The 14,419-nt window shown below is 72.1% G+C and carries 13 protein-coding genes and 1 pseudogene; 9 read left to right on the top strand and 5 right to left on the bottom strand.

The features are described from left to right. Positions 1 to 17 precede the first annotated feature (17 nt). Positions 18 to 923, bottom strand: a complete 906-nt coding sequence (locus tag AC54T1_RS11795; RefSeq protein WP_484345440.1) for a LysR family transcriptional regulator — start codon at positions 921 to 923, stop codon at positions 18 to 20. 142 nt (positions 924 to 1,065) lie between these two features. Here AC54T1_RS11795 and AC54T1_RS11790 point away from each other — a divergent pair, with 142 nt between their 5' ends. The 7 genes and pseudogenes from AC54T1_RS11790 to AC54T1_RS11760 all read left to right on the top strand — a co-directional run bounded on the left by AC54T1_RS11790 (position 1,066) and on the right by AC54T1_RS11760 (position 6,831). Next, a complete protein-coding gene (locus AC54T1_RS11790; protein ID WP_484345441.1) occupies positions 1,066 to 1,338 on the top strand; it encodes a CBU_0592 family membrane protein in 273 nt (90 codons plus the stop codon). A 28-nt stretch (positions 1,339 to 1,366) separates the two neighbouring features. Next, positions 1,367 to 2,047 carry a hypothetical protein gene (locus AC54T1_RS11785; RefSeq protein WP_496912047.1) on the top strand — a complete coding sequence of 227 codons (681 nt, stop codon included), beginning with the start codon at positions 1,367 to 1,369 and terminating at the stop codon, positions 2,045 to 2,047. A 172-nt stretch (positions 2,048 to 2,219) separates the two neighbouring features. Then, positions 2,220 to 2,642: pseudogene (locus tag AC54T1_RS11780) on the top strand (phosphotransferase); the annotation flags it as partial. A gap of 158 nt (positions 2,643 to 2,800) precedes the next feature. Further along, positions 2,801 to 4,657, top strand: coding sequence for a molecular chaperone DnaK (gene dnaK, locus AC54T1_RS11775; RefSeq protein WP_496912046.1), 1,857 nt, complete (start codon positions 2,801 to 2,803; stop codon positions 4,655 to 4,657). Then, positions 4,654 to 5,226: a nucleotide exchange factor GrpE gene (gene grpE, locus AC54T1_RS11770; protein WP_484345445.1), complete on the top strand. Its 573-nt coding sequence runs from the start codon at positions 4,654 to 4,656 to the stop codon at positions 5,224 to 5,226. Before dnaK ends, grpE begins: the two co-directional genes overlap by 4 nt. Positions 5,227 to 5,328: 102 nt before the next feature. Next, a complete protein-coding gene (locus tag AC54T1_RS11765; RefSeq protein ID WP_496912045.1) occupies positions 5,329 to 6,348 on the top strand; it encodes a DnaJ C-terminal domain-containing protein in 1,020 nt (339 codons plus the stop codon). Between the two features lie 12 nt (positions 6,349 to 6,360). Then, positions 6,361 to 6,831 carry a heat shock protein transcriptional repressor HspR gene (locus tag AC54T1_RS11760; RefSeq protein ID WP_496912044.1) on the top strand — a complete coding sequence of 157 codons (471 nt, stop codon included), beginning with the start codon at positions 6,361 to 6,363 and terminating at the stop codon, positions 6,829 to 6,831. A gap of 28 nt (positions 6,832 to 6,859) precedes the next feature. Here the strand turns inward: AC54T1_RS11760 and AC54T1_RS11755 are convergent, their stop codons facing one another. Next, entirely contained in the window at positions 6,860 to 7,600 is a 741-nt protein-coding gene (locus tag AC54T1_RS11755; RefSeq protein WP_496912043.1) for a phosphotransferase, read from the bottom strand. Positions 7,601 to 7,809: 209 nt separating this feature from the next. On the opposite strand from AC54T1_RS11755, the gene AC54T1_RS11750 reads away from it, so the two are divergent. After that, positions 7,810 to 8,115, top strand: coding sequence for a DUF1540 domain-containing protein (locus AC54T1_RS11750; protein ID WP_496912042.1), 306 nt, complete (start codon positions 7,810 to 7,812; stop codon positions 8,113 to 8,115). Positions 8,116 to 8,199: 84 nt separating this feature from the next. Here the strand turns inward: AC54T1_RS11750 and AC54T1_RS11745 are convergent, their stop codons facing one another. After that, on the bottom strand, positions 8,200 to 9,030 hold the full coding sequence (locus AC54T1_RS11745; protein ID WP_496912041.1) for a hypothetical protein: 831 nt from the start codon (positions 9,028 to 9,030) through the stop codon (positions 8,200 to 8,202). A gap of 201 nt (positions 9,031 to 9,231) precedes the next feature. Here AC54T1_RS11745 and AC54T1_RS11740 point away from each other — a divergent pair, with 201 nt between their 5' ends. Then, the gene (locus AC54T1_RS11740; RefSeq protein ID WP_496912040.1) at positions 9,232 to 12,876 is read left to right on the top strand and encodes a sigma-70 family RNA polymerase sigma factor; all 3,645 of its coding nucleotides are present in this window, start codon (positions 9,232 to 9,234) and stop codon (positions 12,874 to 12,876) included. Between the two features lie 13 nt (positions 12,877 to 12,889). Here AC54T1_RS11740 and AC54T1_RS11735 read toward each other — a convergent pair whose 3' ends face one another. Beyond that, positions 12,890 to 13,522 (bottom strand): winged helix-turn-helix domain-containing protein, encoded by a 633-nt coding sequence (locus tag AC54T1_RS11735; protein ID WP_496912039.1) that lies wholly within the window; start codon positions 13,520 to 13,522, stop codon positions 12,890 to 12,892. A 214-nt stretch (positions 13,523 to 13,736) separates the two neighbouring features. After that, positions 13,737 to 14,375: a uracil phosphoribosyltransferase gene (gene upp / locus AC54T1_RS11730; protein WP_496912038.1), complete on the bottom strand. Its 639-nt coding sequence runs from the start codon at positions 14,373 to 14,375 to the stop codon at positions 13,737 to 13,739. Positions 14,376 to 14,419 lie beyond the last annotated feature (44 nt).

The raw sequence follows: 14,419 nt of genomic DNA, 5'->3' as shown, positions 1-14,419 counted from the left end.
CGCCGCGGGTGAACCTGTCACGCGAGGTCGAGCGTCGCGACCTGGGCGAGGAGGGCGTCGATGACGGCGAGCACCGCGGCGGAGGGCTCGTGCCGGTTGGAGCGGTGCCGCGCGACGATGCGACGCATGCCGAGGCCCCCGATCGTGACGACGTCGACGCCCGTGAGGTCGGTGCCCGCGAGAGCGAGAGCGGGGAGGAGGGCGACGCCCTGTCCCGCGGCGACGAGGGCGATGGCCACCTCGTAGTTGTAGTAGCTGTGGCGTGCGGCCCGCGCGGTGCCGGTGGACCCGACGACGCGTGCGAGGGCGCGGGAGGCGGCCGTGCTCGCGTCGGCTCCGATCCACACGGCGTCCACGAGGTCCTGCAGGCTCGTGGGTGTGGCCATCGTCGTGGGGACCGCGAGTCGCCACGGCTCGTCGACGAGGGGCACCTCGCGGAAGCCCCGGGGGACGGGGCGGTCGGTCGCGACGTCCTGCTCGAGGACGACGAGGTCGAGGTCGCCGCTGCGCAGACGGCGGAGGGCGTCGTCGGACTCGACCTCGTGGAGGGTGACCTCGATGCCCGGGGCCGTCTCGGCGAGCGTGGCGAGCATCGGTGCGGCGACGGCGCGGGTGACGGTCTGGAAGGAGCCGACGGCCACCCGACCGCTGACGTGCGGGCCGAGGGTCGCGATCTGCTTGCGCGCCTCGACGAGCTCGGACTCGATGCGCTCGGCGGCCTCGGCGAGCATCGCCCCGACGGCGGTGAGGGTGACGCCGCGCGGTCCGCGGTGCAGCACGGGGACGCCTTCCTCGGCCTCGAGCTTGGCGATCTGCTGGGAGACGGCTGACGGGGTCAGATGCAGAAGGTCCGCTGCCGCAACCACGCCCCCGGCCCGGTGGACGGCAAGGAGCACGGCAAGCCTTCTCGGGTCCAAGGTCATGTAGCTACGCTACATGCCGCGTGGAGTTTCATTCGATTGTGCTAAACGCAAAAGAGGCCCACCATTGGCGTGTCAGACCCTTCCGGGAGCCCGCCGGTGGCACGGCCTGATCCCACCCACACCCCCTTTCTGGAGCACTGCCATGTCCGATCTCGCCTCGCTCACCCTCACTGCCATCGGCTGGATCGGCGCACTCGCCGCCGTCACCGCGTACGGGCTCGTCACCGCGAAGCGCATCGACTCGGACTCGTGGACCTTCCAGGGCCTCAACATCGTCGGCGCCGGCCTGCTCTCCGTCAGCGCGTCCGTGTACGGCGCCTGGCCGTCCGCGGTCGTCAACGTCGTCTGGGTGGGCATCGGACTCTTCGCGCTCCGTGCCCTGGTCCAGCACCACAAGGGGTGCGTCGCCGCGTAGGTGGAGTGCCCGTGCGTACTGTGACCGCATGAGCATCCAGCGAGTGTCGAGCGGCGAGCTCACGGCGCCGTGGCGCGCCGTCGAGCAGCGTGCCCGTCTCGTCGTCGGAGTCATCGCCCTCGGGATGCTCGTCACGGGCGCGATCGGTGCCAGCGTGCCGGTCTGGTCCTCGGTGGGGTCCTTGCGTCTCGCCGCCAGCTCCTACCGCCGCGGGACCGGGTCGACGCTCCCGTGGGACGTCGCCGCGGACAGCGCCTGGTGCGTCGGGCTCCTCGTCCTCGGTCCTCCGGCGTGTGCCGCCCTCCTGGGCTGGGCGCAGTCCCGGCGCAGGCTCTCCCGGGCGGTCGACGCCCTGGCCGCACCGGCCACGGCCCTGCCGGCCGGGGGCCGTCTCTCGGACGCCCAGCGCAGGGCGCGGGAGCGTGGGCAGCAGGAGGAGCGCGCGAGGCGGCTGCGCCACTACGCCCAGCAGCACCGCCCGAGGGCGAGCGTGTGGACGGTCCTCGGTGGGGCGTTCGCGGTCCTCGGCGGGACGTGGGCAGCCTGTGCCGTCGTGCTCGCCGCGGCGGGAGCCACCACGACCCCCGTCGGTGCGTTCGTCGCCGTGTACTCCTGGCTCCTCGCGGGGGCGGGGTACGTGCTCGGCGCCGCGCTCGTCGCCGCCCTCGGCTCGCTGCGACGGGCGGTCCGCAGGGAGCGAGAGGGTTGAGCCATGTCCGCTGACGGTTCATGCCCCCGCTTGCGCCGGACGCGCCCCCTGCGTCACCGGCGCGTCGTGCCCGCAGAGCTACCAGGTCGTTGTGGCTAGCCTCCACCGACACTGAGCACGACCAAGCCCGGTACCTACAGGCACGCTCGATGACGCGGCTGCAGAACTCGCGGACCTGTTCGACCCGATGAGCGTCCGCGAGGCATGGCGGCGCCTGCGCGACGTCCCCGCGGCCACCGAAGCCGACTGCTGGGTGCACACCGACCTGTCCGCGGAGAACCTCCTCGCTCACCCCGACGGCCGGCTGGCCGGAGTGATCGACTTCGGCGGCGCCGGTGTCGGCGACCGGTCCGTGGACCTGCTCTACGCGTGGAGCATCTTCGACGCCCCAGCGCGCGAGGCGCTCCAGGTCGCATCGGCGGCTGATGACCAAACGTGGACCCGTGCCCGCGCGTGGGCGTTCGTCGGCCCGGGCCTGCTCACCATCGCCCACTATCGGCACACCATGCCCCGGCGAACGGAGCGCCTCACCGCGATGGTCGAGACGATCGCAGCCGAGGTAGACGTCCAGCTCCGCTGGCAGCGGAAAGATTGAGTCTGGTGCGCTCAAGTTTCGGTGCTCCGCTTGCATGCGGGACGTCCCGGGTGCAGACTTGAGTCGAACAGACTCAATGACGCCGGACGGAACACTCGTCCGGCAAGGCCGTCCCCCGCGGCACCCGCGAGACGCCCGCAACGAAAGGCATCACTGACATGGCACGTGCAGTCGGCATCGACCTCGGTACCACCAACTCCGTCGTCTCCGTCCTCGAGGGTGGTGAACCCACCGTCATCGCGAACGCCGAGGGCGCCCGGACCACACCGTCCGTCGTCGCGTTCTCCAAGACCGGTGACGTCCTCGTTGGCGAGATCGCCAAGCGCCAGGCCGTGACGAACGTGGACCGCACCATCAGCTCGGTGAAGCGCCACATCGGCACGGACTGGTCGGTCACGATCGACGACAAGAAGTACACGGCGCAGGAGATCAGCGCCCGCATCCTCGGCAAGCTCAAGCGCGACGCCGAGGAGTACCTGGGCGAGCCCGTCACCGACGCGGTCATCACCGTGCCCGCGTACTTCAACGACGCCGAGCGCCAGGCCACGAAGGACGCCGGCCAGATCGCCGGGCTCAACGTCCTGCGCATCGTCAACGAGCCCACCGCTGCCGCGCTCGCGTACGGCCTCGAGAAGGGCAAGGAGGACGAGCTCATCCTCGTCTTCGACCTCGGTGGCGGGACCTTCGACGTGTCCCTGCTCGAGGTCGGCAAGGACGAGGACGACTTCTCGACGATCCAGGTCCGCGCAACCTCCGGCGACAACCGCCTCGGTGGCGACGACTGGGACAACCGGATCGTCGAGCACCTCATCAAGGAGGTCAAGAACTCCTCCGGTGTCGACCTGTCCAAGGACAAGATCGCGCTCCAGCGTCTGCGCGAGGCTGCTGAGCAGGCCAAGAAGGAGCTCTCCTCCGCGACGAGCACCAACATCTCGATGCAGTACCTGTCGATGAGCGAGAACGGGCCCATCCACCTGGACTCCAAGCTCACCCGCGCCCAGTTCCAGCAGATGACGCAGGACCTCATCGACCGGACGAAGGCGCCGTTCCACTCCGTCATCCGCGACGCAGGCATCTCCCTCGGAGACATCGACCACGTCGTGCTCGTCGGTGGATCGACCCGCATGCCCGCCGTCACCGAGCTCGTCAAGGAGCTCACGGGCGGCAAGGAGCCCAACAAGAGCGTCAACCCCGACGAGGTCGTCGCCATCGGTGCGGCACTCCAGGCCGGTGTCATCAAGGGCGAGCGCAAGGACGTCCTGCTCATCGACGTCACGCCGCTGTCCCTCGGCATCGAGACCAAGGGTGGCGTGATGACCAAGCTCATCGAGCGCAACACGGCCATCCCGACCAAGCGCAGCGAGATCTTCTCCACGGCGGACGACAACCAGCCCTCCGTCCTCATCCAGGTCTTCCAGGGTGAGCGGGAGTTCGCGCGGGACAACAAGCCGCTCGGTACGTTCGAGCTCACGGGGATCGCTCCGGCGCCCCGTGGGGTCCCGCAGATCGAGGTCACGTTCGACATCGACGCGAACGGCATCGTCCACGTCGGCGCCAAGGACCGCGGCACCGGCAAGGAGCAGAAGATGACCATCACCGGTGGCTCCGCGCTGCCGAAGGAGGACATCGACCGCATGGTCCGCGAGGCCGAGGAGCACGCCGCGGAGGACAAGGCGCGCCGCGAGGAGGCCGAGACCCGCAACCAGGCCGAGGGCTTCGCGTACTCCACGGAGAAGCTGCTCAAGGACAACGACGAGAAGCTGCCCGAGGACGTCAAGACCGAGGTCCAGAGCGCGATCGACGAGCTCAAGAGTGCACTCGAGGGCACGGACATCGGTGCCGTCAAGGCCAAGCAGGAGGCGCTGACGACCGTGGCGCAGAAGATCGGCGAGGTGCTCTACGCCCAGCAGGCGGAAGCGCCCGCGGCTGACGCGCCCACCGGCGACGCCCCCGGCGCCTCGGACGAGGACGTCGTCGACGCCGAGATCGTCGACGACGAGGATGACAAGAAGTGACGGCCCCTGAGCACGGCACCCCCGAGAACCCTGAGGGTGCCGGCGAGAACGTCGACCCGCTCGAGGGCCTCGACTTCGAGCCGTCCGAGGAGGCGTTCGACACGAACGCCCCCGCGGAGGCCGCAGCCGAGCCGACCGACCTCGAGAAGGCGCAGGCCGAGTCGGCCGACCGGCTCGCGGACCTCCAGCGGCTCAACGCGGAGTACGCGAACTTCTCGAAGCGCGCCAAGCGTGAGCAGGAGCTTGCGCGGACGCGCGGCGTCGAGGACGTCCTGGTCGGGCTGCTGCCCGTCCTCGACGACATCGCTCGAGCCAAGCAGGCGGGCGAGCTCACCGGCCCGTTCGAGGCGATCTCGGACAAGCTCACGGCGGCGCTCGTGCGGTTCGGCGTCGAGATGTACGGCGAGGCAGGCGAGGAGTTCGACCCGATGAAGCACGAGGCGCTCATGCACTCGACGTCGTCGGACGCCACGACGACCACGGTGCAGAGCGTCATCGAGGTCGGGTACCGGATCGGTGACCGGGTGGTCCGTGCGGCGCGCGTCGCTGTGGTCGGCCCCGAGGCCTGATCCACCTGCGGGGCCGGACCACGAGGTCCGGCCCCGCAGGGGCTCCGGCGCAGGTTGCGCGTCGTCGCCCCACCCTGTGCACCATGACGGAAGGGAGGCGCCTTGACCGGTCAGGACTGGATCGAAAAGGACTTCTATGCTGCTCTCGGCGTCCCGAAGACCGCGGACGACGCCGAGATCAAGAAGGCATACCGCAAGCTCGCTCGTAAGTACCACCCGGACCAGAACTCCGGTGACACCAGCGCTGAGGGGAAGTTCAAGGAGATCGGTGAGGCCTACTCGGTGCTCTCCGACCCCGAGCAGCGCCAGCAGTACGACGCGATCCGGGCGATGGCCGGTGGCGGCCCCCGGTTCGCGGCCGGGCCAGGCGGTCGTGGAGGTGGCGCGGGCGGCTTCGAGGACCTCTTCGGCGGGATGTTCGGTGGCGCGAGCTCCGGCAGCCGCGGAGGCTTCCGACCTGCCGGTGGTGCCTCCAGCAGCATGCCCGACGGCTTCGAGGACATCCTCTCGTCGATGTTCGGCGGCGGCGGGGGCGGGGGCGGACAGACAGGCTTCCGGCCCAACGTGCGGGCGCAGGCAGGGCAGGACGTCGCGGCCAGGACGACGCTGAGCTTCCGCGACGCGGTCCAGGGGACCACCGTGACGCTCGGCGTCGACGGTCGCCCCCTCACCACGCGCATCCCCCCGGGTGTGCGCGACGGCCAGAAGATCCGGCTCCGGGGGAAGGGACGCCCCGGCACCGGTGGTGGACCGGCGGGCGACCTGGTCATCACGGTCACCGTCACCCCGCACCCCGTGTTCACCCTCGACGGGCAGAACCTGCGCGTGACCGTCCCGGTGACGTTCCCCGAGGCGGCGCTCGGAGCCCAGATCCAGGTCCCCACCCTCGACGGGTCGACCGTGCGGCTGAAGATCCCCGAGGGCACCCCCGCCGGCAGGGTGCTGCGCGTCAAGGGCCACGGTGTGAAGTCCGCCAAGGGCACCGGGGACCTCCTGGTCACCGTCCAGGTGGCCGTCCCGCAGAAGCTCGACAAGACCGCGCGCGAGGCGGTGGAGGCGTTCGCTGCGGCGACCGGGGACGGCGACGTCCGGCAGGAGCTCTTCGCACGCGCCAGGGACTGATCGGGGGTGCGCATGAAGGTCGTGTTCGACGACGGGACACCGCGCGAGGACGAACCCGTCTACGTCATCTCCCGTGCTGCCGAGCTCGCGGGGATGCACCCGCAGACGTTGCGCCAGTACGACCGGCTCGGCATCGTGTCGCCGCAGCGGACACCGGGCCGGGGGCGGCGGTACTCCCGCCGCGACGTCGCGCAGCTCATCGAGGTCCAGCGGCTCAGCCAGGACGAGGGGATCAACCTCGCCGGGATCAAGCGGATCCTCGACCTCGAGGCCGAGGTGCGGCGCCTCGAGCACAAGGTCGACCTCCTCGCCGCCGCCGCGGACCCGGGCTCACGCATCTTCGCTGCCGGTGCCTCGGGCGACGTCGTCGCCGTGCGCCGGGGCCAGCGGTTCCACCGGCGCGGCTGGCGACGGCAGGAGCCGCCGCCGACGAGCGACGGCGACGGAGGTTCGGCGCTCGTCCTCTGGCGCCCGCCCCGCTGAGCGGCGCCACGCGAGCAGCGTGCGCAGGTCAGAGCCGGTCGAGCTCTTCCCGCACGAGGTCGCACGCCCGGGGGACGAGGGCCCTCTCCTCCGGGTCGAGCGTGGGTCGGGCTGCACGCAGGGCGGCGGCCGCGTCGAGCTGGGTGCCCAGTCCTGGCCCGACGGCGCGCAGGAAGGCACGCAGCATGTGGTGGGCCGGGACGGCGAAGGGATTGTCGTCCACGGCCACCTCTCCGAAGACGATGGCCGTCGTCGCGAGGTCCAGCTCCGCGGGTCCCCGGCGCGCCGAGTCCCAGTCGATGAGGTAGGGCCCGTCGTCGGTCATGAAGACGTTCGCGGGGTGCAGGTCGAGGTGGACGAGCACGTCGTCCGGACCCGACCCGTCTCCCGGGAGGAGGTCTGCCGGGAGGGGCAGGGCGTGCAGGCGTGCGTGCAGGTCGACGAGGACCTGCACACCCTCGTCCATCGAGAGCTCCCGGGCGTCGAGCGCCTGCAGGAGCGTCGGCCCGTGCAGGCGGACCATGACGAGGTCGGGTCCGACCGCGCGCACGATGCGCGGGGCAGGGAAGCCGACCTCGGTGAGGTACTCGAGGACCGCGACGTTGTGGTGGGTCGCTGAGGGGTCGTGGAGGTGACGGACCGCGTGCGTGTCGTCGAGGAGATAGACGTTCGCGTGCCGGCCTGCCACGAGGAGGTGCGCCTCGTCCTCGATGAGGGACGGGTCGTCCATCGGGGACGCGCGGTCCGCCGGGGAATGGTCGTCGTCCATGTTCCGACGGTAGCCCCGCGCTGTGCGCGTCGCACTGCGGGGCGGCACGGCCGCCGGTGCGCGGGCCGTTCATGCACCAGGAGAGTGCCGAAAAGAATGCGGTTGTGCGCCCGTGTAAGGAAGTCCTGGCTGCCTATACGTGAATTGTCCTCCGGGTCTACCGTGGAATATCAGCACGTCAGCGTGCACCGGAGCCAGCTGGAGGAATCATGAGCGCACTGCTTGATCTGCCCCACGTGAGCACCTGTTCGGTCGAGACCTGCGGGTACAACCACGACGGCTGCCACGCCGGAGCGGTGACGGTCGGTGGCCGCGGCGCGGCCGCTGAGTGCGCCACGTTCATCCCGCTGTCGACCAAGGGCGGTCTCGACAAGGTCATCGCCCAGGTCGGAGCGTGCCAGCGTGGCGAGTGCGTCCACAACGAGCTGCTCGAGTGCCACGCAGATTCCATCCGCGTCGGCGCAGGCTCCGCTCCCGGGGACATGGCGGACTGCCTCACCTACGCCCCTCAGTGACGTGGCGGCCCGGCTCGCACGGCGCGCCGGGCTGCTGAGCTGGTCGTCGGGTTGTGCCGGATGCGTCGATGCCCGGCGCGGACGTCAGGCGCCCGTGCCGGGTTCCACGCCCTGGAGGCGTGCGAGCAGCGCGACCGCGGCGCCCCACGTCGCGGGCATCTCGTACGTCGTGACGCGCGGGGGACACCGGGTGGCGTACCCGATGTCGCGCGCTGCTGTCGCGCGCGAGATCCGCACCCCGAGCTCCGCGAGCCGGGCCGGAAGGTCGGTGTCCACCTCGGCGAGCACGACGAACCGGCCGTGGCCGAGCGCGGCTGCGGGGTGCCCCTCACCGAACGCCGCCATGATGCTCTGGCCGACGACGGCGGACCGTGCGATGCGGACCAGCGACGGGAGCGGCCCGAGCTCGAGGTCGACGCACACGAGCAGGTGCGAGTGGTGCACGGGCACCTGCATGTCGCTCGCGCCGTAGGTCTCCCGGAGGCGCTGCCCGAGGTACGCGACCGTCGCGAGCCCTGACTCCGCATCGACCCAGAGCATCTGGGCAGGCGGCTCGGCCTGCCCCTGGGTCCACCCCGCGCACACCGCCCGGAGCACGTCGGTGGGCGGTGGTCCGCCGCGCAGCGCGTAGAGGCACGCGACGTCGTCGATGGCCTCGCCGATGCCGCACCCGGTGCGTGCTCGGGCGAGGCCCAGTGCCGCGTAGGCACGCAGGAGCGCTGCCGAGCGGGTCTGCGCAGTGCCCGCCCCACGTGAGCGCGCGGTGTCGAGCATGACGAGCTCGTGGACGACGTCGTCGACGGCCGTGTGCGCCCAGTCGTCGGGGTGCGACCACGCGGTGCGCGCGCTCGAGCGGCGCCACTGCTCGCGCAGGGCAGCAGCCGGCGTCGTGACGCCCTCGGCGAGGATCTCCACACAGATAGGGAGCCGCGAGGGTGACGGTCATGACGGCACTTGAGCAGTTTTTTGTGATCTGCGCAGCGGCGCGCGGGGTTCTCGCCGGAGAGTCGGGGGGCAGATCACCTATTCTTGGCGTGTCCGGGGTCACAGCGTCGTGAGCCGGACGTGCGGGGCGGGGTCTGCACCGACGTGGATCGCGGGTAGTGAGGGAGCGGCGTGACGGCAGCAGATACACCTGCGTGGGGAGAGGCGTCCTCGGACGCCGAGCTCATCGCGAGCGTCCGTGGCGGCGAGACCGGTGCGTTCGGCCTGCTCTACGAGAGGCACGCGGGTGCGGCACTGTCGGTCGCCCGGCAGCACGTCACGGATCCGGCCGATGCCGACGACGTCGTGGCCGGTGCCTTCGCGAAGGTTCTCGCGGTGATGTCCCGCGGAGGTGGGCCCGACGTGGCGTTCCGCGCGTACCTGTTCACCGTGGTGCGCCGGACGGCGTTCGACCTCGTCAACGCCTCGCGGCGGACGCGCCCCACCGATGACGACGCGGCGTTCGAGTCGGCCGTCGGGCCGATGGCCTCCACCGAGGAGCCGGTGCTGCGCGGGTTCGAGCGGTCCACGGTCGCCCTCGCCTTCCATTCGTTGCCCGAGCGGTGGCAGTCGATCCTCTGGTACACCGAGGTCGAGAACCAGGCACCGGCAGCGGTCGCCCCGCTCCTCGGGCTCACGGCCAACGGTGCCGCAGCGTTGGCGTACCGGGCCAGGGAAGGGCTTCGGCAGGCCTATCTCCAGCAGCACCTCGGCGGAGCTCCGGACGAGTCGTGCCGGACGGCCAACGCCTTGCTCGGCGCCTATGCGCGCGGTGGCCTGGGGGCACGGGAGACCGCGACCGTCGACGCGCACCTCGAGGAGTGCGGCGAGTGCCGTGAACTCTTGCTCGAGCTCGCCGACGTGTCCCACGGCATGCGGGCCGTCGTGGCTCCGCTCGTGCTCGGCCTCGCTGCGGTGGGCGTCGCCGGCACCGGTCTGCCCCTGTGGGGGACGACGGCGCTCGCGGCGGGTGGCGTGGCCGTGGGCGGGGGTGCGGCGAGCGGCGCGGGCGCGGCTGGCGACGGGACCACAGGCGGCAGCGGCGCGAACGGAGGAAGCAGCGCCGACGGAGGAAGCAGCGCCGACGGTGGGAGCAGCGCCGACGGTGGGAGCAGCGCCGACGGTGGGAGCAGCGCGAGCGGTGCCGGGAGCGGGACGGCCGGCACCGCCGGGGCGGCGGGTGGCGCAGCGGGCGTCGGCACGGGGGCCGCGAGCTCCGGTGGCGTGCTCGCGGCGATCAGCGGTCTGCCGACGCTGCTCGTCGCCGTCGTGGGGATCGCGATCGTCGGCTCGCTCGTTGCCGCCGCGGTCCTGCTCGGGGTGCTCGGCGAAGACCGTGAGCCGCCGACGGCGTCGGGTCCGAGCGCGGGCCAGCGTGACGCCTCGCCCGACACGGCCGGTCCGGGTGCCGACGGTCTCGGTCGTGACAGTGCTGGTCCCGACAGTGCTGGTTCCGACAGTGCTGGTGCCGACGGTGCCGATCCTCACGGTTCGGGTCCCGACGGGCCCGGCGGGGAGCCCGATGGTGGCGTCTCCCTGCCCGCTCCGGGAGGAGGCTCGGGCGCGGCCGAGGACGCGGGGTCCGGCCAGGTGCCACCCACCCTCCCCGCAGACTCCCGGACCACACCCGTCGGCGCTGCACCGCAGACGCCGTCGCGTCCGTCCGACCAAGCGACGCCGGGAAGCCCGGCAGCCCCGCCCGGCGCCGCGAACCCGCCTGGCCCGACGAACCCACCTGGCACCACCACCCCCGCGAACCCGACCACCCCCACCACGCCGACCACCCCGTCCGATCCCTCCCCACCGCCGTCGGCCGTCGCGGCGCTCGCGGTCGACCTCTCGGCCCCGGGAGGACTCGTGGCACGGCAGGCCACGTCGCTCGAGATCGCGCTCACGAACGACGGCGACGCCCTCGCCTCCGACGTCGCGCTCGAGCTCGAGGTCCCGGACGTCCTGGAGCTCCTGCCTGCGGTGCTCGGCGGAGGTGGGACCGCGGTCCCCGTCCCGCTCATCACGAGCCTCGGCGCCACGTGCGCCGCAGCGTCTGCGGACGGGGCGCTGTCTCCGGGCGAGGTGCCGTCCTCGACCGTGGTGCGGTGCGCCGTGGACGAGATCGAGGCCGGTGAGTCGGCGGTCGTCGTCGTCGATCTCTATCCGCGGCACAGCGCGACGGTCGAGATCGCCGCACAGATGTACCTGGGCAGCGCTCCGCACGGCGACCGCATGACGTTCACGCGGACGGTCGACCCGGCGCCCGCGGCGGTGTCGGTCGAGGTGATCCCGGTCGCCGAGCTTGTCGCCGGGGTCGACGGGCACGTCGCGGTGGTGGCGTCGAACACGGGCGACGTCGGGGCGGACGACGTCGTCGTGGAGCTCCCGCTGCCCGCCGGGATCGGGTGGCCCGGTGGGAGCAGCGTGGAGACGGCGCCGGGGAGCGACCCCGGGTGGGCGTGCGCCGTCACGCCCGTCGACACCGCCAGCTGCACGCACGCGCGGATCGACCCGGGCGCGACGAGAGAGCTCGTGCTCCCCGTGCAGGTGGCCGCCGGGACGCTGACCGGGGCGGTGGTGCAGCCCCTCGCATCGGTCGCGGGGGAGTCGCCCGTGGCGTCGCCGGCGACGACGTTGCCGGTCGTGGCCCGGGGACTGTCGGCGTCCACGATGCTCGAGGGATCGCTCCGCAGCGCGCAGGTCTCGGGCCTCGTCGGGGAGGACCGGTTGCTGTCGGTGCCGACAGGCTCGAGCGTGCGGTTCGCGGAGCTCACCTGGGCCGGGCCGCTCGCGAGCAGCACCTCCGATCTCACGCTCGACGAGCTCACCGCTCTGGACCTCACGACCGACGCGGGCGGTGCGGGCTCCTGGTCGCTCGCCGGGACCCCCGCACTGCTCGACCCCGTGGGGACCCCGGACCGGTCGTTCTGGGCTTCGGTGGACGTCACGCACCTCGTCGCTGCCCACCCCACCCAGGGGCGTTGGGCGGTCGTCGCGGGGTCGGGGCAACGCGTGCCGGCCGATCTCGCATGGTCGTTGACCGTCGTCTATGACGTCGCGGACCAGCCGGACGCGACGGTGACGCTGCTCTCGGGTCCCACGGCGGGGGCCGCGGCATCAAGCCATGCGCTTCCTGCCTCGGGCGCCCGGCACGTCTCCGTGAGCGCCGCGACCGGTGCGGCGGGGTCGGTCGCGATCAACGGGCGCACGGTGGCGGGTGCTGCGTCTGCCGTTCCGGGTCGGAGCGTCTCGACGTTCCGGACCGACGGCCTGGCCGACCCGGAGGCGGACGCCGCCGCGCCCCTCCTGCTCACGGTTGGTCCGTTCGCGGGCACGTCGGGTGCACCGCTCGCGGCTGTCGTCCATGCGTCGTCGGACGCCCGCGCCGCGGGGGTGCTCGACCAGCCGCAGGATGCCGTGCCGGGGCGGGGTCTCGTCGTCCTCGAGCCGGTGCCGCTCGCTGCGGACCGGGACGGCGTCCCGCTGACGCTCCGGAACACCGGGTCCACAGCAGCGCGGGATGTGCTCGCGGTGTTCAGCATCCCGCCGGGGCAGTACGTTCTGGGCGACCTGGCGGACGGCGCGCACTGCGCGGCGGTGGGGAGGACGATCGCCTGCGGTGTCCACAGCATCGCTGCGGGGGCCGTGGTCGAGCTGCCCGTGCACGTCACCACACCGGACGGACTCATCCGGGCCGGGGAACTCGGGTACCTGCTCACCGGCTGGTACCCGGAGAGTGGGACCCTGTTCGCTCGGGTGGGCGCGCTCGTCCTCGCTGACGTCTGACGACTGCCTGACGTCAGGCGCTGACGCGGGCAGGGGTCGGGCTCCCGGTCACGGCCACGTCGTCGGAGTGGTGGAAGAGGTACCCGGCGCCGCGGATGGTGACGATCTGTTCCGCGAGGCCGAGCTTGTCCCGCAGGCGCCGCACGTGGACGTCGATCGTGCGGGACGTCCCGTCCCCGTCGCGCGCTCCCCAGACGGACCGGGTGAGCTCGGCCCGGGACACCGTCCGGCCGGTGGCGCCGATGAGGTAGGCGAGGAGCCCGAACTCCTTGGAGGTGAGGTGACGCTCGGTTCCTCCGACGCTCACGCGCCGGGCACCGAGGTCGATCTGCACCCGGGGTGGGACGTCGTCGAACTGCGGGAGGGCCCGGGGTGCGGGAACGTGCTCGACGACGTCGAGGTGTGCGAGCCGGTCCTGGAGCGAGGCGAGGTCGAGGTGCGGCGCACCGCGCCGTCGGGCCTGGGCGAGGGACAGCGCGATGAACGTCTCGGCGGTCGGGAGGAGCTCGCGGGCGAGCTCGCCGAGTGTCTCAGCGAGTTCGACGAGCTCTTGCCCGTGGTGCCGCCGCTGTGGGTCGACGCCGACCCACAGGAGGAATCCGGGCTGGGACGTGGGGACGGGAAGGGCAGGGGTGGGGGCCGTCATGGCACTCTCCGGGTATGCGTGGGGTCCCCAGCAGAGGGGGGACGTGTCGGGTGGTCTGAGGGAGGGTCAGAGCCGACAACACGCACAGCTGCACGCGGGCATGACGAGGCGCACCGGGGCGGTGGCGTCGGTCAGGCGCGTGCAGGTCATTCCAGAACTGTCGCAGCGGTGGGGTCAGATCTCAATGACAAGACCTGAATGTCTCATTCCCTGGTCAGTCGACGACGCCGTAGAGCCGGTCGCCCGCGTCGCCGAGGCCCGGCACGATGTAGGAGTTCTCGTCGAGGCGCTCGTCGATCGCCGCGACGACGATCATCACGTCGGCCCGGTCGCCGATCGCGCTCTCGAGGACCTTGAGCCCTTCGGGTGCGGCGAGCAGGCACACCGCGGTGACGTCCCGCGCGCCGCGCTCGAGGAGGAAGTCGATGGCGGCGACGAGCGTCCCGCCGGTCGCGAGCATCGGGTCGAGGAGGAAGCACTGACGGCCGGTGAGGTCGTCGGGCAGCCGGTTGGCGTACGTGATGGCCTCGAGCGTCTCCTCGTTGCGCTGCATGCCGAGGAAGCCGACCTCGGCCGTGGGCAGCAGGCGGGTCATGCCATCGAGCATGCCGAGCCCGGCGCGCAGGATCGGCACGACGAGGGGGCGCGGGTCCGCGATGGCCGTCCCGACCGTCTCGGCCACCGGCGTGCGGATGGTGCGCGGCACGGTGCGCACGTCACGGGTCGCCTCGTAGGCGAGCAGCGTGACGAGCTCGTCGACGAGGAGCCGGAACGTCGGTGACGACGTCTCCTCGTTGCGGAGGACGGTGAGCTTGTGGGCGACGAGCGGGTGGTCCGCGACATGCAGGCGCATGGGCCAACCGTACCGTGCGGTAACCCGCGTCAGGCCGCGACCTG

Source organism: Sanguibacter sp. Z41_6, from assembly GCF_059621145.1.
Note: the sequence above shows the minus strand (reverse complement) of the source record. Positions and strands in the feature narration are given on the sequence as shown.

Bases quoted from the DNA above. Each gene is read 5' to 3' on its own strand.
- AC54T1_RS11795 (WP_484345440.1), bottom strand. From the start codon at position 923: ATGACCTTGGACCCGAGAAGGCTTGCCGTGCTCCTTGCCGTCCACCGG.
- AC54T1_RS11790 (WP_484345441.1), top strand. From the start codon at position 1,066: ATGTCCGATCTCGCCTCGCTCACCCTCACTGCCATCGGCTGGATCGGC.
- AC54T1_RS11785 (WP_496912047.1), top strand. From the start codon at position 1,367: ATGAGCATCCAGCGAGTGTCGAGCGGCGAGCTCACGGCGCCGTGGCGC.
- dnaK (WP_496912046.1), top strand. From the start codon at position 2,801: ATGGCACGTGCAGTCGGCATCGACCTCGGTACCACCAACTCCGTCGTC.
- AC54T1_RS11760 (WP_496912044.1), top strand. From the start codon at position 6,361: ATGAAGGTCGTGTTCGACGACGGGACACCGCGCGAGGACGAACCCGTC.
- AC54T1_RS11755 (WP_496912043.1), bottom strand. From the start codon at position 7,600: ATGGACGACGACCATTCCCCGGCGGACCGCGCGTCCCCGATGGACGAC.
- AC54T1_RS11750 (WP_496912042.1), top strand. From the start codon at position 7,810: ATGAGCGCACTGCTTGATCTGCCCCACGTGAGCACCTGTTCGGTCGAG.
- AC54T1_RS11735 (WP_496912039.1), bottom strand. From the start codon at position 13,522: ATGACGGCCCCCACCCCTGCCCTTCCCGTCCCCACGTCCCAGCCCGGA.
- upp (WP_496912038.1), bottom strand. From the start codon at position 14,375: ATGCGCCTGCATGTCGCGGACCACCCGCTCGTCGCCCACAAGCTCACC.